Source organism: Aeromonas sp. 95A (genome assembly GCF_051919235.1).
Classification (GTDB): Bacteria; Pseudomonadota; Gammaproteobacteria; order Enterobacterales; family Aeromonadaceae; genus Aeromonas; species Aeromonas veronii.
The window spans coordinates 2824245-2840952 of record NZ_JBQBFC010000001.1; the positions used below are offsets into that span (position 1 = coordinate 2824245).

Annotated in this window: 12 protein-coding genes and 1 pseudogene; 9 read left to right on the forward strand and 4 right to left on the reverse strand. The window is 59.0% G+C overall.

Annotation, left to right across the window (positions count from 1 at the left end):
- Positions 1-18: 18 nt before the first annotated feature.
- Entirely contained in the window at positions 19-2283 is a 2265-nt protein-coding gene (locus tag ACTG2U_RS12795) for a methyl-accepting chemotaxis protein (protein WP_429013531.1), read from the reverse strand.
- 219 nt (positions 2284-2502) lie between these two features.
- Positions 2503-3207 carry a GntR family transcriptional regulator gene (locus tag ACTG2U_RS12800; protein WP_005357335.1) on the reverse strand — a complete coding sequence of 235 codons (705 nt, stop codon included), beginning with the start codon at positions 3205-3207 and terminating at the stop codon, positions 2503-2505.
- A 282-nt stretch (positions 3208-3489) separates the two neighbouring features.
- Between ACTG2U_RS12800 and ACTG2U_RS12805 the strand changes: the two are divergent.
- Both ACTG2U_RS12805 and ACTG2U_RS12810 read left to right on the forward strand, forming a co-directional pair.
- Positions 3490-5075 (forward strand): annotated as a pseudogene (locus ACTG2U_RS12805) (alpha-glucoside-specific PTS transporter subunit IIBC).
- Complete coding sequence (locus ACTG2U_RS12810; protein WP_232489819.1) at positions 5072-6397, forward strand: 6-phospho-alpha-glucosidase; 1326 nt, start codon at positions 5072-5074, stop codon at positions 6395-6397. Before ACTG2U_RS12805 ends, ACTG2U_RS12810 begins: the two are co-directional and overlap by 4 nt.
- A 64-nt stretch (positions 6398-6461) precedes the next feature.
- Here the strand turns inward: ACTG2U_RS12810 and ACTG2U_RS12815 are convergent, their stop codons facing one another.
- The gene (locus tag ACTG2U_RS12815) at positions 6462-7466 is read right to left on the reverse strand and encodes a substrate-binding domain-containing protein (RefSeq protein ID WP_005357328.1); all 1005 of its coding nucleotides are present in this window, start codon (positions 7464-7466) and stop codon (positions 6462-6464) included.
- Positions 7467-7900: 434 nt separating this feature from the next.
- Here ACTG2U_RS12815 and ACTG2U_RS12820 point away from each other — a divergent pair, with 434 nt between their 5' ends.
- From ACTG2U_RS12820 to glpG, 7 genes are all read left to right on the forward strand, one after another.
- Positions 7901-9022, forward strand: coding sequence for a branched-chain amino acid ABC transporter substrate-binding protein (locus tag ACTG2U_RS12820; RefSeq protein WP_439974560.1), 1122 nt, complete (start codon positions 7901-7903; stop codon positions 9020-9022).
- Positions 9023-9088: 66 nt separating this feature from the next.
- Positions 9089-10015 (forward strand): high-affinity branched-chain amino acid ABC transporter permease LivH, encoded by a 927-nt coding sequence (gene livH / locus ACTG2U_RS12825; RefSeq protein ID WP_005339439.1) that lies wholly within the window; start codon positions 9089-9091, stop codon positions 10013-10015.
- A complete protein-coding gene (locus tag ACTG2U_RS12830) occupies positions 10015-11283 on the forward strand; it encodes a high-affinity branched-chain amino acid ABC transporter permease LivM (protein WP_005355922.1) in 1269 nt (422 codons plus the stop codon). The genes livH and ACTG2U_RS12830 overlap by 1 nt, the downstream gene beginning before the upstream one ends.
- Positions 11280-12053: a high-affinity branched-chain amino acid ABC transporter ATP-binding protein LivG gene (livG, locus tag ACTG2U_RS12835; protein WP_005339435.1), complete on the forward strand. Its 774-nt coding sequence runs from the start codon at positions 11280-11282 to the stop codon at positions 12051-12053. The genes ACTG2U_RS12830 and livG overlap by 4 nt, the downstream gene beginning before the upstream one ends.
- A gap of 10 nt (positions 12054-12063) precedes the next feature.
- Positions 12064-12765: an ABC transporter ATP-binding protein gene (locus ACTG2U_RS12840; protein WP_005339433.1), complete on the forward strand. Its 702-nt coding sequence runs from the start codon at positions 12064-12066 to the stop codon at positions 12763-12765.
- Positions 12766-12887: 122 nt separating this feature from the next.
- Positions 12888-13211 (forward strand): thiosulfate sulfurtransferase GlpE, encoded by a 324-nt coding sequence (glpE, locus tag ACTG2U_RS12845; protein ID WP_005355913.1) that lies wholly within the window; start codon positions 12888-12890, stop codon positions 13209-13211.
- Positions 13208-14041, forward strand: coding sequence for a rhomboid family intramembrane serine protease GlpG (gene glpG / locus ACTG2U_RS12850; RefSeq protein ID WP_005342430.1), 834 nt, complete (start codon positions 13208-13210; stop codon positions 14039-14041). Before glpE ends, glpG begins: the two co-directional genes overlap by 4 nt.
- Before the next feature lie 66 nt (positions 14042-14107).
- Here the strand turns inward: glpG and ACTG2U_RS12855 are convergent, their stop codons facing one another.
- The gene (locus ACTG2U_RS12855; RefSeq protein WP_439974561.1) at positions 14108-16555 is read right to left on the reverse strand and encodes a VolA/Pla-1 family phospholipase; all 2448 of its coding nucleotides are present in this window, start codon (positions 16553-16555) and stop codon (positions 14108-14110) included.
- Positions 16556-16708: the final 153 nt, after the last annotated feature.

Genomic DNA, 16708 nt, shown 5'->3' on the forward strand with positions numbered 1-16708 from the left:
CTATCCGCCCGCTCGTCATTAACGCTCCGGCTTGGTCATCTCCCGCAGCAGCTGATCGATGCAGCCCACTACCTGTTCTGAGTTCTGCTCGATCTCGCGGTAGAGCGCCTCCGCCTCTTCATGCTTGTGCTGATTTTTCAGCTCGATAATCTGCTGGATCACCTGATGCAATCTGGCGTGGGGGGCGGCCATCGCCCTGAAGGCGGGTTGATCGCCGCAACATGCCTGCCCTTCACTGAAGTACCAGTGGCCAAGGCGGCACTCCTTGTCGCTAACCGCCTCGCTGCGCGACAGCCCCTCCTGCCCATCCAGATAGGCTCGGACACGGGTCTTCCAGCCCATGTGAGCGGCGCGGGCGCGACTCAGCACCATCCGCACGTTGGAACCATCTTGGAACTGCCCGGCCAGATCCCCCAGCTTGTCCACCAGGGTCGCCACATGGCTGGCGATATGGGCGGTATCCCGCGCCACCAGCGTGGTGGCCTGGGAGATCTCGTGGACGCTGACGATATTGCGGGTGATCTCGTCGCTCACCGAGGATTGCTCCTCCGAGGCAGCGGCGATCTGGGTGTTCATGTCGCGAATGCTGTTGACCGCCCCCTTGATCCGGCCGAGGGCTTCTCCCGCCTGATTGGCCCGCTCCACCGACTCTCCCGCCCGCGAGACGCTGTGTTCGATCATGGTCACCGTGGTGCCCACCGCCCGTTGCAACTGCTCGATGGTACCGCGGATCTCGGCGGTGGAGTGCTGGGTGCGCCCAGCCAGCGAGCGCACCTCGTCGGCCACCACCGCAAAACCGCGCCCCTGTTCACCGGCCCGGGCCGCCTCGATGGCGGCGTTGAGGGCCAGCAGGTTGGTCTGCTCGGCGATGGACTGGATCACCGCCAGCACAGAGCCAATCTGCTCGCTGGCCTTGGCAACCTCTTTCACCGTGTTGCCCGCGCTGGCGATCTCCTCCGCCAGCTGTTCGATCATGTTGACGCTCTGCTGCACCACCTCATCACCGGTGACCGCCTGATTGTCCGCTTCGTTGGCCGCTTCGGCCGCCTGCGCCGTGTTGTTGGCCACCTCGTGTACCGTGCTGGTCATCTCGGTCATGGCGGTGGCGAGCTGGGTGGTCTGCTCCTGCTGGCGCGTCATGCTGCCAAGGTTGCCCGCCGCACTGCGCGATAGCCGCTCGCTCTCGCCAGCCAGCTCGCCCAGAGTGGCGGTGAGCTGGCTGATGGTGTCGCGAATCTTGGCAACAAAGGCATTGAACGCCGACCCGAGGCGGCGGATCTCCTCCGGCCCCGCCACCGGCAGCTTGCTGCCGAGATCGCCGGAGCCATTGGCCAGCGCCTCCAGCGCCTTGACGCTGTCGAGCAGCGGTCGATTGATGCGATTGAGTGCGAACGCCATCACCATGGCAATCACCAGAGCCCCTACCAGAGAGATGATCGCCATCTGCCAGCCCTGACGCGCCAGATCGGCCGCGACCAGACTGTGATCCCGGGTCAACTCGATGATACCGACCGCCTTGCCGGAGTAATCGCGCAGGGGGGCCGCCATCACCAGCAAATCACTCCCCTGCTGCGTCATATTGACGAAGCGTTCCTCACCGGCCAGTACCGGCTGATACCACTCCATCGCCTCACCAAGCCGGGATGTGCCAACCAGCGTCACCAGCTTGCCCTGCTCAAAAAGATAGATGGCGAGCTGCACCTGCTTGTCCAGCAGTTGGCCAAACAGCTTTTCATCCAGGGCACGACCAAACTCCACCGAACCGACCGGCTGCCCGTTGAAGGTGACCGGCACGACCCCGCGCAAACCGGTACCAGCCACGCCAATCTCCAGCCCGCCAACGGCATGATGCTCGCGATTCACCTCAACCACAGTGGGGCGAATGGCAGAGAGGTCATCACCGTGTTTTTCAGGCTTGTGTACCCGATAGAGGGAGGTGGCTGGCGGCAGGTGAAACTGGAACTGCTCGATCCCCTGCGCCTTGATAGCGGGCCAGAGCGGATCAAACAGATTGGCGAGGGTCTGCCAATCCTTGTCGGCCACCGCCTTGGCTGCATCCGGCCGCTGAGCGATCAGAGTCGCTGCCAGCACGGTTTCATGGCTGGTGTTTTTGATCACCGCTTCCACGTTCTGGAGCTGGCTCCGCAGTGCAGCCTGCTCGGCCGCGAGCGCCCGCTGGCGATTTTCAAACAGGTTAAAGGTAAGCAGCACCACGGCGAGCAATACGATGCCGCCAATTGCCAGCAGCGTGATCTGGTGACCCAGCTTGCGAGGGGGGAACATAAGACACCATCCTTGACAGTCATACCCAACCTACAGGATGGAACGGTTAAGTCGGGAGTCCATCAGAACTTAACCCTTTGTTGATATTGATCAAACGATTAACAGGCAAAATGCGAGGTGGGTCAAATGGGGGGAATATCCACCAGATAGAGGGCCATTCCCTGCTTCGTGAGAGGCCCTGCATCCAGCCAATAACCAACCCGCAGGCTGGCGAGCGGATTAACGAAAACGGTGCAGGTGGTAGTCGACATGGTAGTCGTTACCATTGCGGAACATGATGGAGTAGTTGAGGAACTCTCCGCTCTCGCTGTATGAGAGCGAGGTGAGCCGCAGGATAGGGGCCCCCTGCTCGATATGGAGCAGCTCGGCAGTAACCCGATCCGCCAGCACGGCACTGAAGCACTCATAGTTACCCGCAATCGCGATGCCGCACTCCCGTTCGATGTAGTCGAATTTGGACCCTTCCAGATGGGCGACCGACAGATTGCGAAACAGTCTGACCGGCATATAGCTCTCTTCCAGCAGCAGAGCCCGACCATCCACCGAGCGGATCCGGCTGGAGTAATAGACGGGTTCATTCACCTTCACCCTCAGCTGACTGGCGATGGCCGGTGGCGCAGGCATGGTGCGAAATTCCAACACCTGGCTGGTCAACGTGCGCCCCTGCTCGCGCATCAGTTCGGTAAACCCGCTCAGCCCTTTGGTCTCATGCTGGACATCCTTTTTTGTCACATAGGTGCCGCTGCCGTGGCGCCGCTCGACCAATCCCCACTCGATCAACATGTCTACCGCTTTGCGAATGGTCATGCGGGAGACACCATACTGTTCTGCCAGCGCTTTTTCGCCCGGCAACACATCTCCCACCCGGCACTCGGCACCGTTTACCCTGATCCTGAGTCGATCAGCCACCGATTTATAGATCACTGCTAGACATCTCCTGTGGTCACAACGCCAACCATCTTATTCTCAATGAAGTGGCTAAATTGCTTAAAAACAATAACTTAACTTTCAACTAAAGCTGCAAAAACATCACAAAACCAAGAGGTACAACAATATCGCAAAAGTTAGACATCTTTGTCTAAATAACTGCATGCGTCAGATCACATTATTCCAAGATATTTCATGAGGTCTCTTTTTATCGTTGCTAATTTGCATCTGGCAACACCGGCAAGGATTCGATTAGCTATTTCAACCAAGGGACAATATATGCTCAGTCAAATTCAACGTTTTGGCGGAGCAATGTTCACTCCTGTACTGCTTTTTCCTTTTGCAGGTATGGTAGTAGGCATTGCAATTATGCTGAAAAACCCGATGTTTGTCGGTGAATCACTGGCAAACCCACAAGGATTATTCTTCCAGATCATCCATATTATTGAAGAGGGTGGCTGGACAGTATTCAGGAATATGCCGCTGATATTTGCCATTGGCCTGCCAATCGGTCTGGCAAATAAGGCTCAAGCCAGAGCCTGTCTGGCTGTATTGGTCAGTTTCATGACCTGGAACTATTTTATCAACGCCATGGGAATGACCTGGGGCAGTTATTTCGGGGTCGACTTCAGTCAGGATGTGGGGGGGAAAGTGGCCTCGCCATGGTGGCGGGGATCAAAACCCTGGATACCAGCATCATAGGGGCCATCGTCATCTCCGGCATCGTGACGGCACTGCACAACCGCCTGTTTGATCGCCAACTGCCGGTCTTTCTCGGCATCTTTCAGGGCAGCTCCTTTGTCACCATTGTCGCCTTCTTCGTGATGATCCCCTGCGCCTGGCTGACCCTGCTTGGCTGGCCAAAAGTACAGATGGGCATCGCCTCCCTGCAGAATTTCATGCTGGTCTCGGGTCCGGTCGGGGTGTGGGTATACACCTTCCTCGAGCGGATTTTGATCCCGACCGGCCTGCATCACTTTATCTACGGCCCCTTCATCTTCGGTCCAGCGGCAGTAGAGGGGGGCATTCAGCTCTATTGGGCACAGCACATGCTGGTCAGCCAGAGCACTCGCCCGCTGATTGAACAGTTCCCTCAGGGTGGCTTTGCCCTGCACGGCAACTCGAAGATTTTCGGTGCCATGGGGATTGCTCTGGCCATCTATGCCACGGCAGCCAAAGAGAACAAGGCCAAGGTGGCAGGCCTGCTGATCCCGGCCACCCTGACCGCCATTCTGGTCGGTATCACCGAGCCGCTGGAGTTCACCTTCCTCTTCATCTCGCCGCTGCTGTTTGCCATCCACGCCCTGCTGGCAGCCACCATGTCGACTGTGATGTACCTGTTTGGTGTGGTCGGCAACATGGGTGGAGGTCTGCTCGACCAGTTCCTGCCGCAGAACTGGATACCCATGTTCCACAACCATGCGGGAATGATGTTCACCCAGATCGCTATCGGGTTGGTCTTTACCGGAATCTGGTTCCTGATATTCCGCGCGATGATTATCAGACTCAATCTTAAAACACCGGGCCGGGAAGACAGTGAAATAAAGCTTTATTCCAAGTCAGATTATCAGGCAGCCAAAAACCAGCGTGGCAGTGATAGTGCAACACAAATTATCGAAGCGCTTGGCGGAGTCAAAAATATACGCAGTCTGAATAATTGTGCCACCCGCTTAAGAATATCGCTGGTTAACAGCAAGCTAGCCGCTGCAGATGAGGAGTTTATTAAATTAGGGGCCCATGGTGTCGTCCGCCATGGCGATAGTATCCAGGTAATTATCGGTCTGCATGTACCTCAGGTACGTGAAAATATGGAATCGATTATGAACAACAGTCATCAACAATCGTCTTTAGTAATGGAGTCATGATCATGAAAAAATTCTCTGTAGTCATTGCCGGTGGTGGCAGCACTTTTACTCCTGGTATCGTTCTGATGTTGCTGGAAAATCAACATCGCTTCCCGCTCAAGGAGATCAAATTCTACGACAACGATGGTGCCCGTCAGGAGATCATCGCCGAAGCCTGCAAAATCCTGCTGAAAGAGAAGGCTCCCGAGATCGCCTTCAGCTATGGCACCGACCCCAAAGCAGCGTTTAGCGATGTAGATTTCGTCATGGCCCATATCCGGGTTGGCAAATATCCGATGCGCGAGCTGGACGAGAAGATCCCGCTGCGTCATGGCGTGGTCGGTCAGGAGACCTGCGGCCCGGGCGGTATCGCCTATGGCATGCGCTCCATCGGCGGAGTGCTGGAGCTGGTCGACTATATGGAGCAGTACTCACCCAATGCCTGGATGCTCAACTACTCCAACCCGGCCGCCATTGTGGCCGAAGCGACCCGTCGCCTGCGTCCCAACGCCAAAATCCTCAACATCTGCGACATGCCGATCGGGATCGAGGGGCGCATGGCCCAGATTGCCGGTCTCAAATCCCGCAAAGAGATGCGGGTACGCTATTACGGCCTCAACCACTTTGGCTGGTGGACCCGCATCGAGGATCTGGAAGGTAACGACCTGATGCCGAAGATCAAAGAGCACGTCGCCCGCCACGGCTATGTGCCCAATAGCGCCAGCCATGCCGAAGCAAGCTGGAACGATACCTTCGCCAAGGCAAAGGATGTGTGGGCGCTCGACCCGGATACCCTGCCCAACACCTATCTGAAGTACTACCTCTACCCGGACTATGTGGTGGCCCACTCCAACCCGGAACACACCCGCGCCAACGAGGTGATGGAGCACCGCGAGAAGCAGGTCTTCACCGCCTGTACCGACATCGTCAAGGCAGGCAATTCAGCAGCGGGCGAGCTGGAGATCGATGAACACGCCTCCTATATCGTTGACCTGGCAACCGCCATCGCCTTCAACACTCAGGAGCGGATGCTGCTGATCGTTCCCAATCGCGGCGCCATCCCCAACTTTGACCCAGAAGCCATGGTCGAGATCCCCTGCCTGGTCGGCAGCAGCGGGCCAGAGCCGTTGCAAGTGGGCAGCATCCCGCTGTTCCAGCAGGGCATGATGGGTCAGCAGGTCGCGGTCGAGAAACTGGTGGTCGAAGCCTGGGTCGAGCACTCTTACCAGAAGCTGTGGCAAGCCATCACCCTCTCCAAGACAGTGCCCAGTGCATCGGTGGCCAAGTCCATTCTCGATGACTTGATAAAGGCCAACAAAGCCTACTGGCCGGAACTGAAATAAACCGCCCATAAACAAAAACCCCCTCGTGACAGAGGGGGTTTTTCGTGTTGGCAACGGGTGCGGATTAACGCAGCGGTTTGACCGAGCGACGGACGATCAGCTCGGGCTGTACCGTCATCGATTCCACTTCCAGCTCCTTGTTGCGGATCCGGCTGACCAGATGCTTCACCGCCAGCTGGCCCAGTTCGGCCTTAGGGTGACGGATGGTGGTCAGCGGCGGGCTGGAGAAGCGCGCCATCTCCACATCGTCGTAGCCGATGATGGAGATATCGTCCGGCACCTTGACTCCCGCTTCCCAGGCAGCGCAAATAGCGCCGATCGCCATGGGATCGTCGAAGGCAAAGACCGCGGTCGGACGAGGCTGCAGGGCCAGGATGCGCTGCATGGCATCGAAGCCGCTCTGGCTCTCGTAATCCCCTTCAAAGACCTGTTCATCTTTGAGGGTCAGACCTTGTTCGCCCAGCGCATCACGTACCCCGTCCAGTCGCTGCTGGGTGGTCGGCTTGGAGAGCTGGCCAGTGATGCAGACGATGTCGCGGTGCCCCAGCTCCAGCAGATGGCGCACGGCCATGCGGGCGCCGATGCGGGCGTTGTCGTTGATGACGTTGGCGAAATCGCACTCCGTGCCCCAATCCAGTACCACCTGTGGCACGTTCTTGTGGATGCGCAGCATGTCGCGCAACGGGGTGTCGATATCGGTACCCAATACCAGCAGGCCATCCACCCGTTTTTCCATCAGCATTCTCAGGTAATGCTGTTGGCGAGGCGGCTGGTTTTCGGTGTTGCAGAGGATCAGGCTGTAGCCCTGTTCGAAGCAGTACGCTTCAACCCCTTGCACCACTTCTGCGAAGAAGGGGTTTACGCTGGTGGTGACCAGCATACCAATGGTCTTGGTCGAATTTATTTTAAGACTGCGCGCTACCGAGTTGGGCGCGTAGTTGAGTTCTGCCACCGCCTCAATCACTTTCTGGGTCGCGTCTTCGCTGACCCGCCGAGTGTGGTTGAGCACATGTGAGACGGTGGAGATGGATACGCCTGCGCGCGAGGCGACATCCTTGATAGTGGCCATCTCTGTCTCCTGACTGTCAAAGGCGGAACATTAGCAGATTTCCCGAATAAAGGCTTGGTTTTAACGAGCTCTGCCACGGAATTGTCAATGCCGGCTAATTTAGGCGCTCATTTCTGTTTGCGCAAATGGATTGTGGTCAAAATGGGAGCGCTGTCAGAGTAAAATATCGCCAGATTAATCCTCTGGCGTTTGTCAGAATCGCCTCTCGTTACCAAGATGTTAAGCAAACAAATCAAAATTAAGCTCTAATTAGCCGAAAATAACAGGTCATTTATTTCAAAATCCACCCATCCAACCCCCTCTGGTTAGTATCTTTAACAGCTTGTTATTGCCCCGTGAGGAATGATAGAACCATACCTATAGCCGGATGCACGGGATGTAGATCCGGAATGGCACACGGAAATGAAACAATCCACTGATTAAGGGACGAATCAATGCATAAGTTGAGCAAAATCACAGTTGGCGCAGCGGTTTCTTTGGCTCTGTTTGGATCGATCTCCATCGCCCACGCGGCAGACACCATCAAGATAGGTATCGCAGGCCCGGTCACTGGCCCGGTAGCCCAGTACGGGGACATGCAGTTCACCGGCGGCAAGATGGCGGTCGAGCAGATCAACAAGGCTGGCGGCATCAATGGCAAGCAGATCGAAGCGGTCGTCTATGACGATGCCTGCGATCCCAAACAGGCAGTGGCCGTCGCGAACAAGGTGGTGAATGACGGCGTCAAGTTCGTGGTCGGCCACCTCTGCTCCGACAACACCCTGCCCGCCTCCGACATCTATGAAGACGAGGGGATCCTGATGGTCACCCCCGCCTCCACCAACCCCAAGATCACCGAGCGCGGTTACCAGCTGACCTTGCGCACCATCGGCCTGGATAGCGATCAGGGCCCGACTGCCGCCAAGTACATCATCGAGCAGGTCAAACCCCAGCGCGTGGCCGTTATCCACGACAAGAAGCAGTATGGCGAAGGGATCGCCTCCAGCGTCAAAGCGGCGCTCGACAAGGCTGGCGTGAAAGTGGTGGCCTTTGAAGGGATCACCGCCGGTGACAAGGACTTCTCCGCCCTGATCGCCAAACTGCAGAAAGAGAACGTCGATTTCGTCTACTACGGCGGCTATCACCCTGAGCTGGGTCTGATCCTGCGTCAGGCTGGCGAGAAGGGGCTGAAAGCCAAGTTCATGGGTCCGGAAGGGGTGGGTAACAAGGATATCTCCGCCATCGGTGGCCCGGCTTCTGAAGGCCTGCTGGTGACCCTGCCGAACAAGTATGATCTGGTGCCTGCCAACGCCCCGCTGGTGGCGGCGTTCAAAGCCAAGGGTCAGGACTCCTCCGGCCCGTTCGTCTGGACTACCTATGCCGCGGTGCAAACCCTGGCAGCCGGTATCGCCAAGGCGGGTCAAGATGACCCGGCTGCCGTTGCCGCCGCCATCAAGGCCGCACCGATCGATACCGTGATGGGCCCCCTGACCTGGGCACCGAACGGTGACCTGAAAGGCTTCGAATTCGGTGTGTTCCAGTGGCACGCTGACGGTACTTCCAGCCAAGTCAAATAATCTGCCGATCGGGGGTGAGTACGCTCACCCCCTCCTCTCTTTGCGGGCAAGTACAGGGAACGCAGTATGTCCGAACACCTCCTCTATCTGGTTCAGCAACTGCTGAACGGATTAACCATAGGCAGCACCTATGCGTTGATCGCCATTGGCTACACCATGGTCTATGGCATCATCGGCATGATCAACTTCGCCCACGGCGAGGTTTACATGATCGGCTCCTATGTCGCTTTTATGGTGATGGCGGGGCTCATGATGATGGGCATCGACAGCACCTTTCTACTGCTGGGGGGCGCCTTCCTGGTCAGTATCATCATCACCGGCACCTATGGCTGGAGCATCGAGCGGGTCGCCTACCGGCCACTGCGTGGTGGCAACCGGCTGATCCCCCTCATCTCCGCTATCGGCATGTCGATCTTCTTGCAGAACATGATGCGGATGGCTCAGGGCTCGCGGGATATCGCCATGCCCAGCCTGATCTCCGGTGGCTGGACCCTGGGCGGCGAGGATGGTTTTCAGGCCAGCCTCTCCTATATGCAGCTGATCATCTTCGTGGTGACTTTCATCACCATGCTGGCGCTGACCCAGTTCATCGGCCGCTCCCGCATGGGCCGCGCCTGCCGCGCCTGTTCGGAAGATATCAAGATGGCCAACCTGTTAGGGATAGACACCCATGTAGTCATCTCCATCACCTTCGTGCTGGGGGCCGCGCTGGCCGCCGTCGCCGGGGTGCTGCTCGGCATGTATTACGGCGTCATCAACCCCTACCTCGGCTTTATGGCCGGTCTGAAGGCCTTCACTGCCGCTGTATTGGGCGGCATCGGCAGCATTCCGGGCGCCGTACTGGGCGGCCTGCTGCTCGGTGTGGTTGAAGCGCTCACCGCCGGTTATCTCAGCACCGAGTACAAGGATGTGATGGCGTTCGCCCTGCTCATTTTTGTGCTGCTCTTTATGCCCACTGGCATCCTGGGTCGTCCGGAAGTGGAGAAAGTGTGATGAAACATCAATTTATCCACGCCTGTATCGCCAGCCTGGTGTTGCTGGTGCTCTCCTTCTGGCTGCTCGGCTTCAAGCTGGAGACCGATGGCTCCAGCCTGCAGGTAGTGAGCCGCCTCGATGTATCGCTGGCCTGGCTGCTGGGGGGCGCCACCCTCGTTTTCTGGTTCCAGATGCTGCGCGGCCAGATCGCCAAGCTGTTTCAGGCCTCCATCAGCGGCTTCTCGGTCGGCTTCACCAAGCTGGTGCTGCCGAGCCCGGAAGAGGCGCCCAAGCTCTATAACCTCACCGCCGTGCTGGTGCTGCTGTTCGCAGTGAGCTGGCCCTTTATGGCCTCTCGCGGCGCCATCGATCTCGCCACCCTCACCCTGATTTACATCATGCTGGGGCTGGGGCTGAACGTGGTGGTCGGCCTCGCCGGCCTGCTCGATCTCGGCTATGTCGGCTTCTACGCGGTCGGCGCCTATAGCTATGCCCTGCTCAACACCTACTTCGGACTGAGCTTCTGGGAGTGCCTGCCCATCGCCGGGCTGATGGCCGCTACCTTCGGCTTTCTGCTCGGTTTCCCGGTACTGCGGCTGCGGGGGGACTATCTGGCCATCGTCACCCTGGGTTTTGGCGAGATCATCCGCATCCTGCTCAACAACATGACCACCCTGACCGGCGGCCCGAACGGCATATCCGGAATCCCCAAACCGACGCTGGGGGGGCTGGAGTTCAACCGCACCGTCAAGGATGGGGGCTTTGATACCTTCCACAACTTCTTCGGCATTACCTACAACGCCAACCACAAGGTGATCTTCCTCTACCTGATGGCGCTGGTGCTGGTGGTGGTGACCCTGTTTGTCATCAACCGCCTGCTGCGGATGCCCCTTGGCCGCGCCTGGGAAGCGCTGCGGGAAGACGAGATCGCCTGCAAATCGCTGGGGCTCAACCCCACCATCATCAAGCTGACCGCCTTCACCATAGGCGCTACCTTCGCGGGCTTTGCCGGCAGCTTCTTTGCCTCGCGGCAGGGCTTTATCAGCCCGGAATCCTTCGTCTTTATCGAGTCGGCCATTGTGCTGGCGATTGTGGTGCTGGGTGGTATGGGCTCCCAGATCGGGGTGGTGCTGGCTGCCATCGTGATGACGGTGCTGCCGGAGCTGGCCCGCGAATTCAACGAGTACCGCATGTTGATGTTCGGCCTCTTGATGGTGTTCATGATGATCTGGCGGCCACAAGGATTGCTGCCGATGACCCGTCCGCATCTGGAGTTGAAGAAATGAGTACACATCAGAAGTTAATGGAAGTCTCTGATTTGTCGATGCGCTTCGGGGGCCTGCTGGCCGTCAACGGGGTAAAACTGGATATCGACAAGGGCGAGGTGATCTCCATCATCGGCCCCAACGGCGCGGGCAAGACCACCATCTTCAACTGCCTGACCGGTTTCTACTGCCCGAGCGGCGGCACCATCCGTTACAAGGGTGAGGAGATCCAGGGGCTGCCCGGCCACCTCATCGCCCGCAAGGGGATTGTGCGCACCTTCCAGCACGTGCGGCTGTTCAAGGAGATGACGGCGGTGGAGAACCTGCTGGTTGCCCAGCATCAGCACCTCAACACCAGCTTTATCGCCGGCCTGTTCAAGACCCCGGCCTTCCGCCGTGCCGAGCAGGAGGGGCTGGAGCGGGCCGCCTTCTGGCTGGATAAAGTGGGCCTCAAGGATCTTGCCAACCGCGCCGCCGGTAATCTGGCCTACGGTCAGCAGCGCCGGCTCGAGATCGCCCGCTGCATGGCGACCCGTCCCGAGCTGCTGATGCTGGACGAACCGGCCGCCGGTCTCAACCCGAAGGAGACCGACGAGCTGGACGAGCTCATCATGAGCCTGCGGGACGAATTCGGGGTCTCGGTGCTGCTGATCGAACACGATATGAAGCTGGTGATGGGCATCTCCAACCGTATCTTCGTGGTCAGCCAGGGCACCCCGCTGGCCCACGGCAAGCCGGATGAGATCCGTAACAACCCGGCAGTGATCAAGGCCTATCTGGGCGAGTCGTAAGGAAAACAAGATGTTAGAACTTCGCAACGTATCGACCCACTACGGCAAAATTCAGGCGCTGCACGATGTCAGCGTCGAGGTGAAAGAGGGGGAAATCGTCACCCTGATCGGCGCCAACGGCGCGGGCAAGACTACCCTGCTGATGACCCTCTGCGGCGAGCCCAAGCCCAGCAGCGGCTCCATCTGGTTTGAGGGGGAACAGATCAGCTCCCTCACCACCGCCCGCATCATGCGCAAGGATATCGCCGTGGTGCCGGAGGGGCGCCGTATCTTCGCCCGCCTGACGGTGGAGGAGAACCTGCTGATGGGCGCCTTCTTCGTCGACAAGGCCGAGCAGCATGGCCTGCTGGATCAGGTGTTTACCCTGTTCCCACGCCTGCACGAACGGCTGGAACAGCGGGCAGGCACCATGTCCGGCGGCGAGCAGCAGATGCTGGCCATCGGCCGCGCCCTGATGAGCAAACCGCGCCTGCTGCTGCTGGATGAACCCTCGCTGGGGCTGGCCCCCATCGTCATCCAGCAGATCTTCGACACCATCGAACAGTTGCGGCAGAAGGGGATGACCATCTTTCTGGTGGAGCAGAACGCCAACCAGGCGCTCAAGCTAGCCGACCGCGGCTATGTGCTGGAGAACGGCCACGTTGTGCTGCAAGACACAGGAGCCGCCCTGCTGGCCAACCCGGCGGTACGGCAGGCCTATCTGGGCGGTTAACCCACTGACCCGCATGCCATATCGACAAGGGAGCCGCTGGCTCCCTTATCTTTTGTGGGGTTAGTTTGCGCCCAAGCTTGCGGTACACTGGCCCGTAATCAACCTATTCGCAGGACATCCCGATGGACCAGTTTGCCCATATCAATGCCCATGATGCCCACCAGAAACTGAGCGCGGGTGAAGCCCGTCTGGTGGATATTCGCGACCCGCAATCCTTTGAAGCGGCCCACGCGGTCGGCGCCTTCCACCTCACCAATGGCACGCTGGTGCGCTTTATGAACGAAGTGGATTTCGATACCCCGGTCATCGTGATGTGCTATCACGGCAACAGCAGTCAGGGGGCGGCCCAATACCTGCTGCAACAGGGTTATGACGAGGTCTACAGTCTGGATGGCGGTTTCGAAGCGTGGCGCCGGGAGTTTCCCATCGAGGCAGGCGAGGCATGATCCAGCTGCTGGTGCTCGACAACGCCCGCATGGCGCAGGCGCTGGTGGACTATCTGGCGACGCTGGGCATCTCCTGCGAGCTGACCCAGTCCGAGCTGGGGGTCACCATCTGGCTGGCGGACGAGCAGCGCCTCGCTCAGGCCCAGCTGGAGGTGAAGCGCTTTCTGGCCGAGCCGGGCCACCCGCGCTACATGGAGGCCTCCTGGCAATCCGGCCGCGCCGATGCCCGCATCGACTACAGCAAGGGGATGACGGATCCCATCACCGATTTCCTTCATCAGGCGGGGCCACTGACGCTGGTGGTCATCATCGCCTGTCTCGCCATCTACGGGATCGAGGCCATCGGCCTGCCAATCTACGATGAACTGGCATTCCACCCGACGCTGGCCCAGTTCACCGACTGGCAGGCGTGGCGTTATTTCACCCCCGCCCTGATCCACTTCTCGGTGCTCCATCTGGTGTTCAACTTGCTGTGGTGGTGGTATCTCGGCGGCCAGATCGAGCAGCGCCTCGGCAGCGGCAAGCTGCTGATCCTGCTGCTGGTGGGCGCTGCCCTGCCCAATATCGCCGAGTTCTTTGCCAGCGGCCCGCTGTTTGGCGGCCTCTCCGGCGTGGTCTATGCCCTGCTCGGCTACTGCTGGCTGCGCAGCAAGCTGCAACCGGCCTGTGGCCTGACTCTGCCACCGGCGCTGATGGGCTTTATGCTGTTCTGGATGGTGCTCGGCTTCTTCGACATGCTCGGCACCAGCACCGCCAACATCGCCCACCTGACCGGCCTGCTGGTCGGCCTGCTGCAAGGCTGGCTGGATCGCAACCACCAGCCGGGCTGATTTTTCAGCTACCGCAGAAACGAGAACGCCGCCCCGAAGGGCGGCGTTTTTTTACGCGCTGGGCAGTTACTGCTTGAGCAAGCTCTTGCCATTCACGGTTACTTGTACCGCATTGCCACCACTCATAAAGAAGCTGGCAAATTGCGACTGCAACTCGGCGGTAACGGCACCCGCCTGATCGAAGTTCTCGTCAGGGGCCAGCAGCGAGCTATGGCCCCCCGCAACAAACCGCGCCCCATGATGCACGGAGCCCAGATAACTATCGGTCAACGGTTTTAATCCCAGCACCCGGAACAGCGGCTCGGTCCCACCCAGCGGCGCAGAGGCGATGCTGTTGGGGATCACCTGATCCGGCAAGCTGAGCGCTCCATCGCCAACAATTTCGGTGGCGAACAGCGGGAAGTTCTTGGCGACGCCACTGCCAAGGTTGATCGGATCGGCAGAGTCCAGCACCGACTGGGCGGCAAAGGTATAGCTCTGCAAGGTGCTCGCAGCCCCCGCCTGAGTGACCGCATCCAGGCTTGGCAGGAACTCGTTGACGAAGCAGCTGGCGGCTGCCGTTTTGCAGTTCGGCGCATAGGCAGTAAAGCCCGCTTTCAGCTCCGGACTGCCCGAGGTGAGCACCCCCATCTTGATGGTCGGTCCGAAGCTCGGCGAGTTGAGCAGCAGCGGCGCGATGCCGCCACCCGGCATCGCCAGACCACCGGTATCGAACTTGAACAGGGCATCAGCCTGAGCACTGCCGGTGGTCTGGTTGGCGACAGCCAGCAGATTGGCCCCGGTAATGGCACCGAGTGAGTGACCAAGGAAGTGAACTTTCAGACCGGCACCACCCAATTGGCCACCCAATCCCTGGGTGTTGGCCAGACCGACAGCCAGTCGCAGTCCCAGCAGATCGGCCACGCTCTGTTTCAGGTTGTCCCGCGCCACCGTCAGATAGTTGAGGTTCAGATAGGGGAGCGAGTTCTCCGATGTGGTCACCGTCGCCATGCTGTTGCTCAGGGCATAACCACGCTCGCCGTGCAGCGGATGATCGATCACTACCACAGCGACATTTTTGGCTGTTGGTGTGACTTGCAGACCAGCACCAATCTGGCCCAGCGCCAGCGCATATGCGTTCTCCTTGATGGAGGTAACCCCGTGTTGATAGATGATCACATCGGTAATGGTATTGAGCGGTGCAGCGGCGAAGATCCGCAGCGGTACCGATTGTACTTCGGTCAGGGTCGGCAACGGGTTGAAACGGCCGATATTGCGCTCGGCATCCAGCGGCTTGCCACCAGAGGTGAGGGTCACCCCGATCAGCTTGCTTGCCTCGGTCAGCAGTTCACTCTGACGGCTCGGGTCGGCGATCAGCTCACCCAGCAATGCCGGGTCCACGCCCGCCCCGACCAGTCCACCGATCACCTCGGTATCGCCCGCTTTCAGCGCGTTGGCGATGGCATAGAGGCTGGGAATGGCGCCGTGCCAAGATTGGGTCTTGGCCTTGTCCCAGGAGCCGGCTATCGCCGGGGTTGAGAGGAAGTAAGGGAGTTTGACGGTACCGGTATACACCTTGGTCACCGCTGCAACTCCGTTTAGGGTGCCATTAGCCGCCACAGCGGCAGCAATCGCATCACGATCTTTCTGCGGCAAGAATTGCTCATTCGCCAGCTGGGTCAGAAAATCCACCCCGCCATTAAGACCGTTGATGGTATAGGTTGCTGGCAGGCTGGTGTTGCCCTTGGCATCCTGTTTCCACAGCACCGCGGCGTCCAGGCTCGGGCTCTTCAGCACGGAAGCGGCGGCACTCTTCACCGCCAGCAGCACATCGGCACCAGATTGGGTGGCAAACCAGTCGGAGAAGATCACCCGATCGCTGGTGATCCCGGTGGCCGCCTTGAACAGACCTTCCTGCAGCGAGATCAGGCCGTTAATGGTCTGCTCCTGGGTGGTTGCGCCAGCTGTCGATTTGAAGCTGCTGTAATCGCCGCCCGCCTTGAGCGGTGTGCCACGACTGTCCTTGAGGGCATCGGTCGCCACGATCATGTAGTAAGAAGAGGGATTGAGCGGCTTGAGCGGAACCATATTGAGCTTGCCGTCCCCGCCAGTGACCACAAAGTCGGTCCCATAAACCAGTGGCTTGCCGCCCTTGACTCCGTTGGGTTGCAGAGTGACCGGATCCAGCATGAGCTCGAGCAGGTAGAGGGGCGCAACGGCAGAGGCATACTCGCTGGCCGCCGGTGCCGGCACAGAGACACCGGTCACGGTCGCCGGTACCAGCTGGACGGGTTGGGTGGTTGACCAGCCATCCAGGGTGGAGAGGGCAGATACCGGGTTAGACAGATCAGCAGTTTCTGTCGAAAACTTCAGGGTACCGTCGCTGGCACGAGGGGCCAGCACGCTCGGGCGCACCCCGTTGGCGCCACTCAGGACGTAGTCGAGGGAGCTGGTGGTGTCTCCCTTGTTGTCATCTCCACCACATCCGGCCAGCAGGGCGCTGACAACAGCTGCATAAATTAGCTTCTTCTTCATTTTTTATTCTCTTTTTATAAGGTTGTTATCCATCACAAGCCAACGGGGTCATCACGACCTCGACTGCAAAACGTTAACATAAAACCAACACCAAATAAGACTCATGCCGGACAGTTCTGGCTCAGCTTTGTGGTGCATGTCATGGTTTCAGGT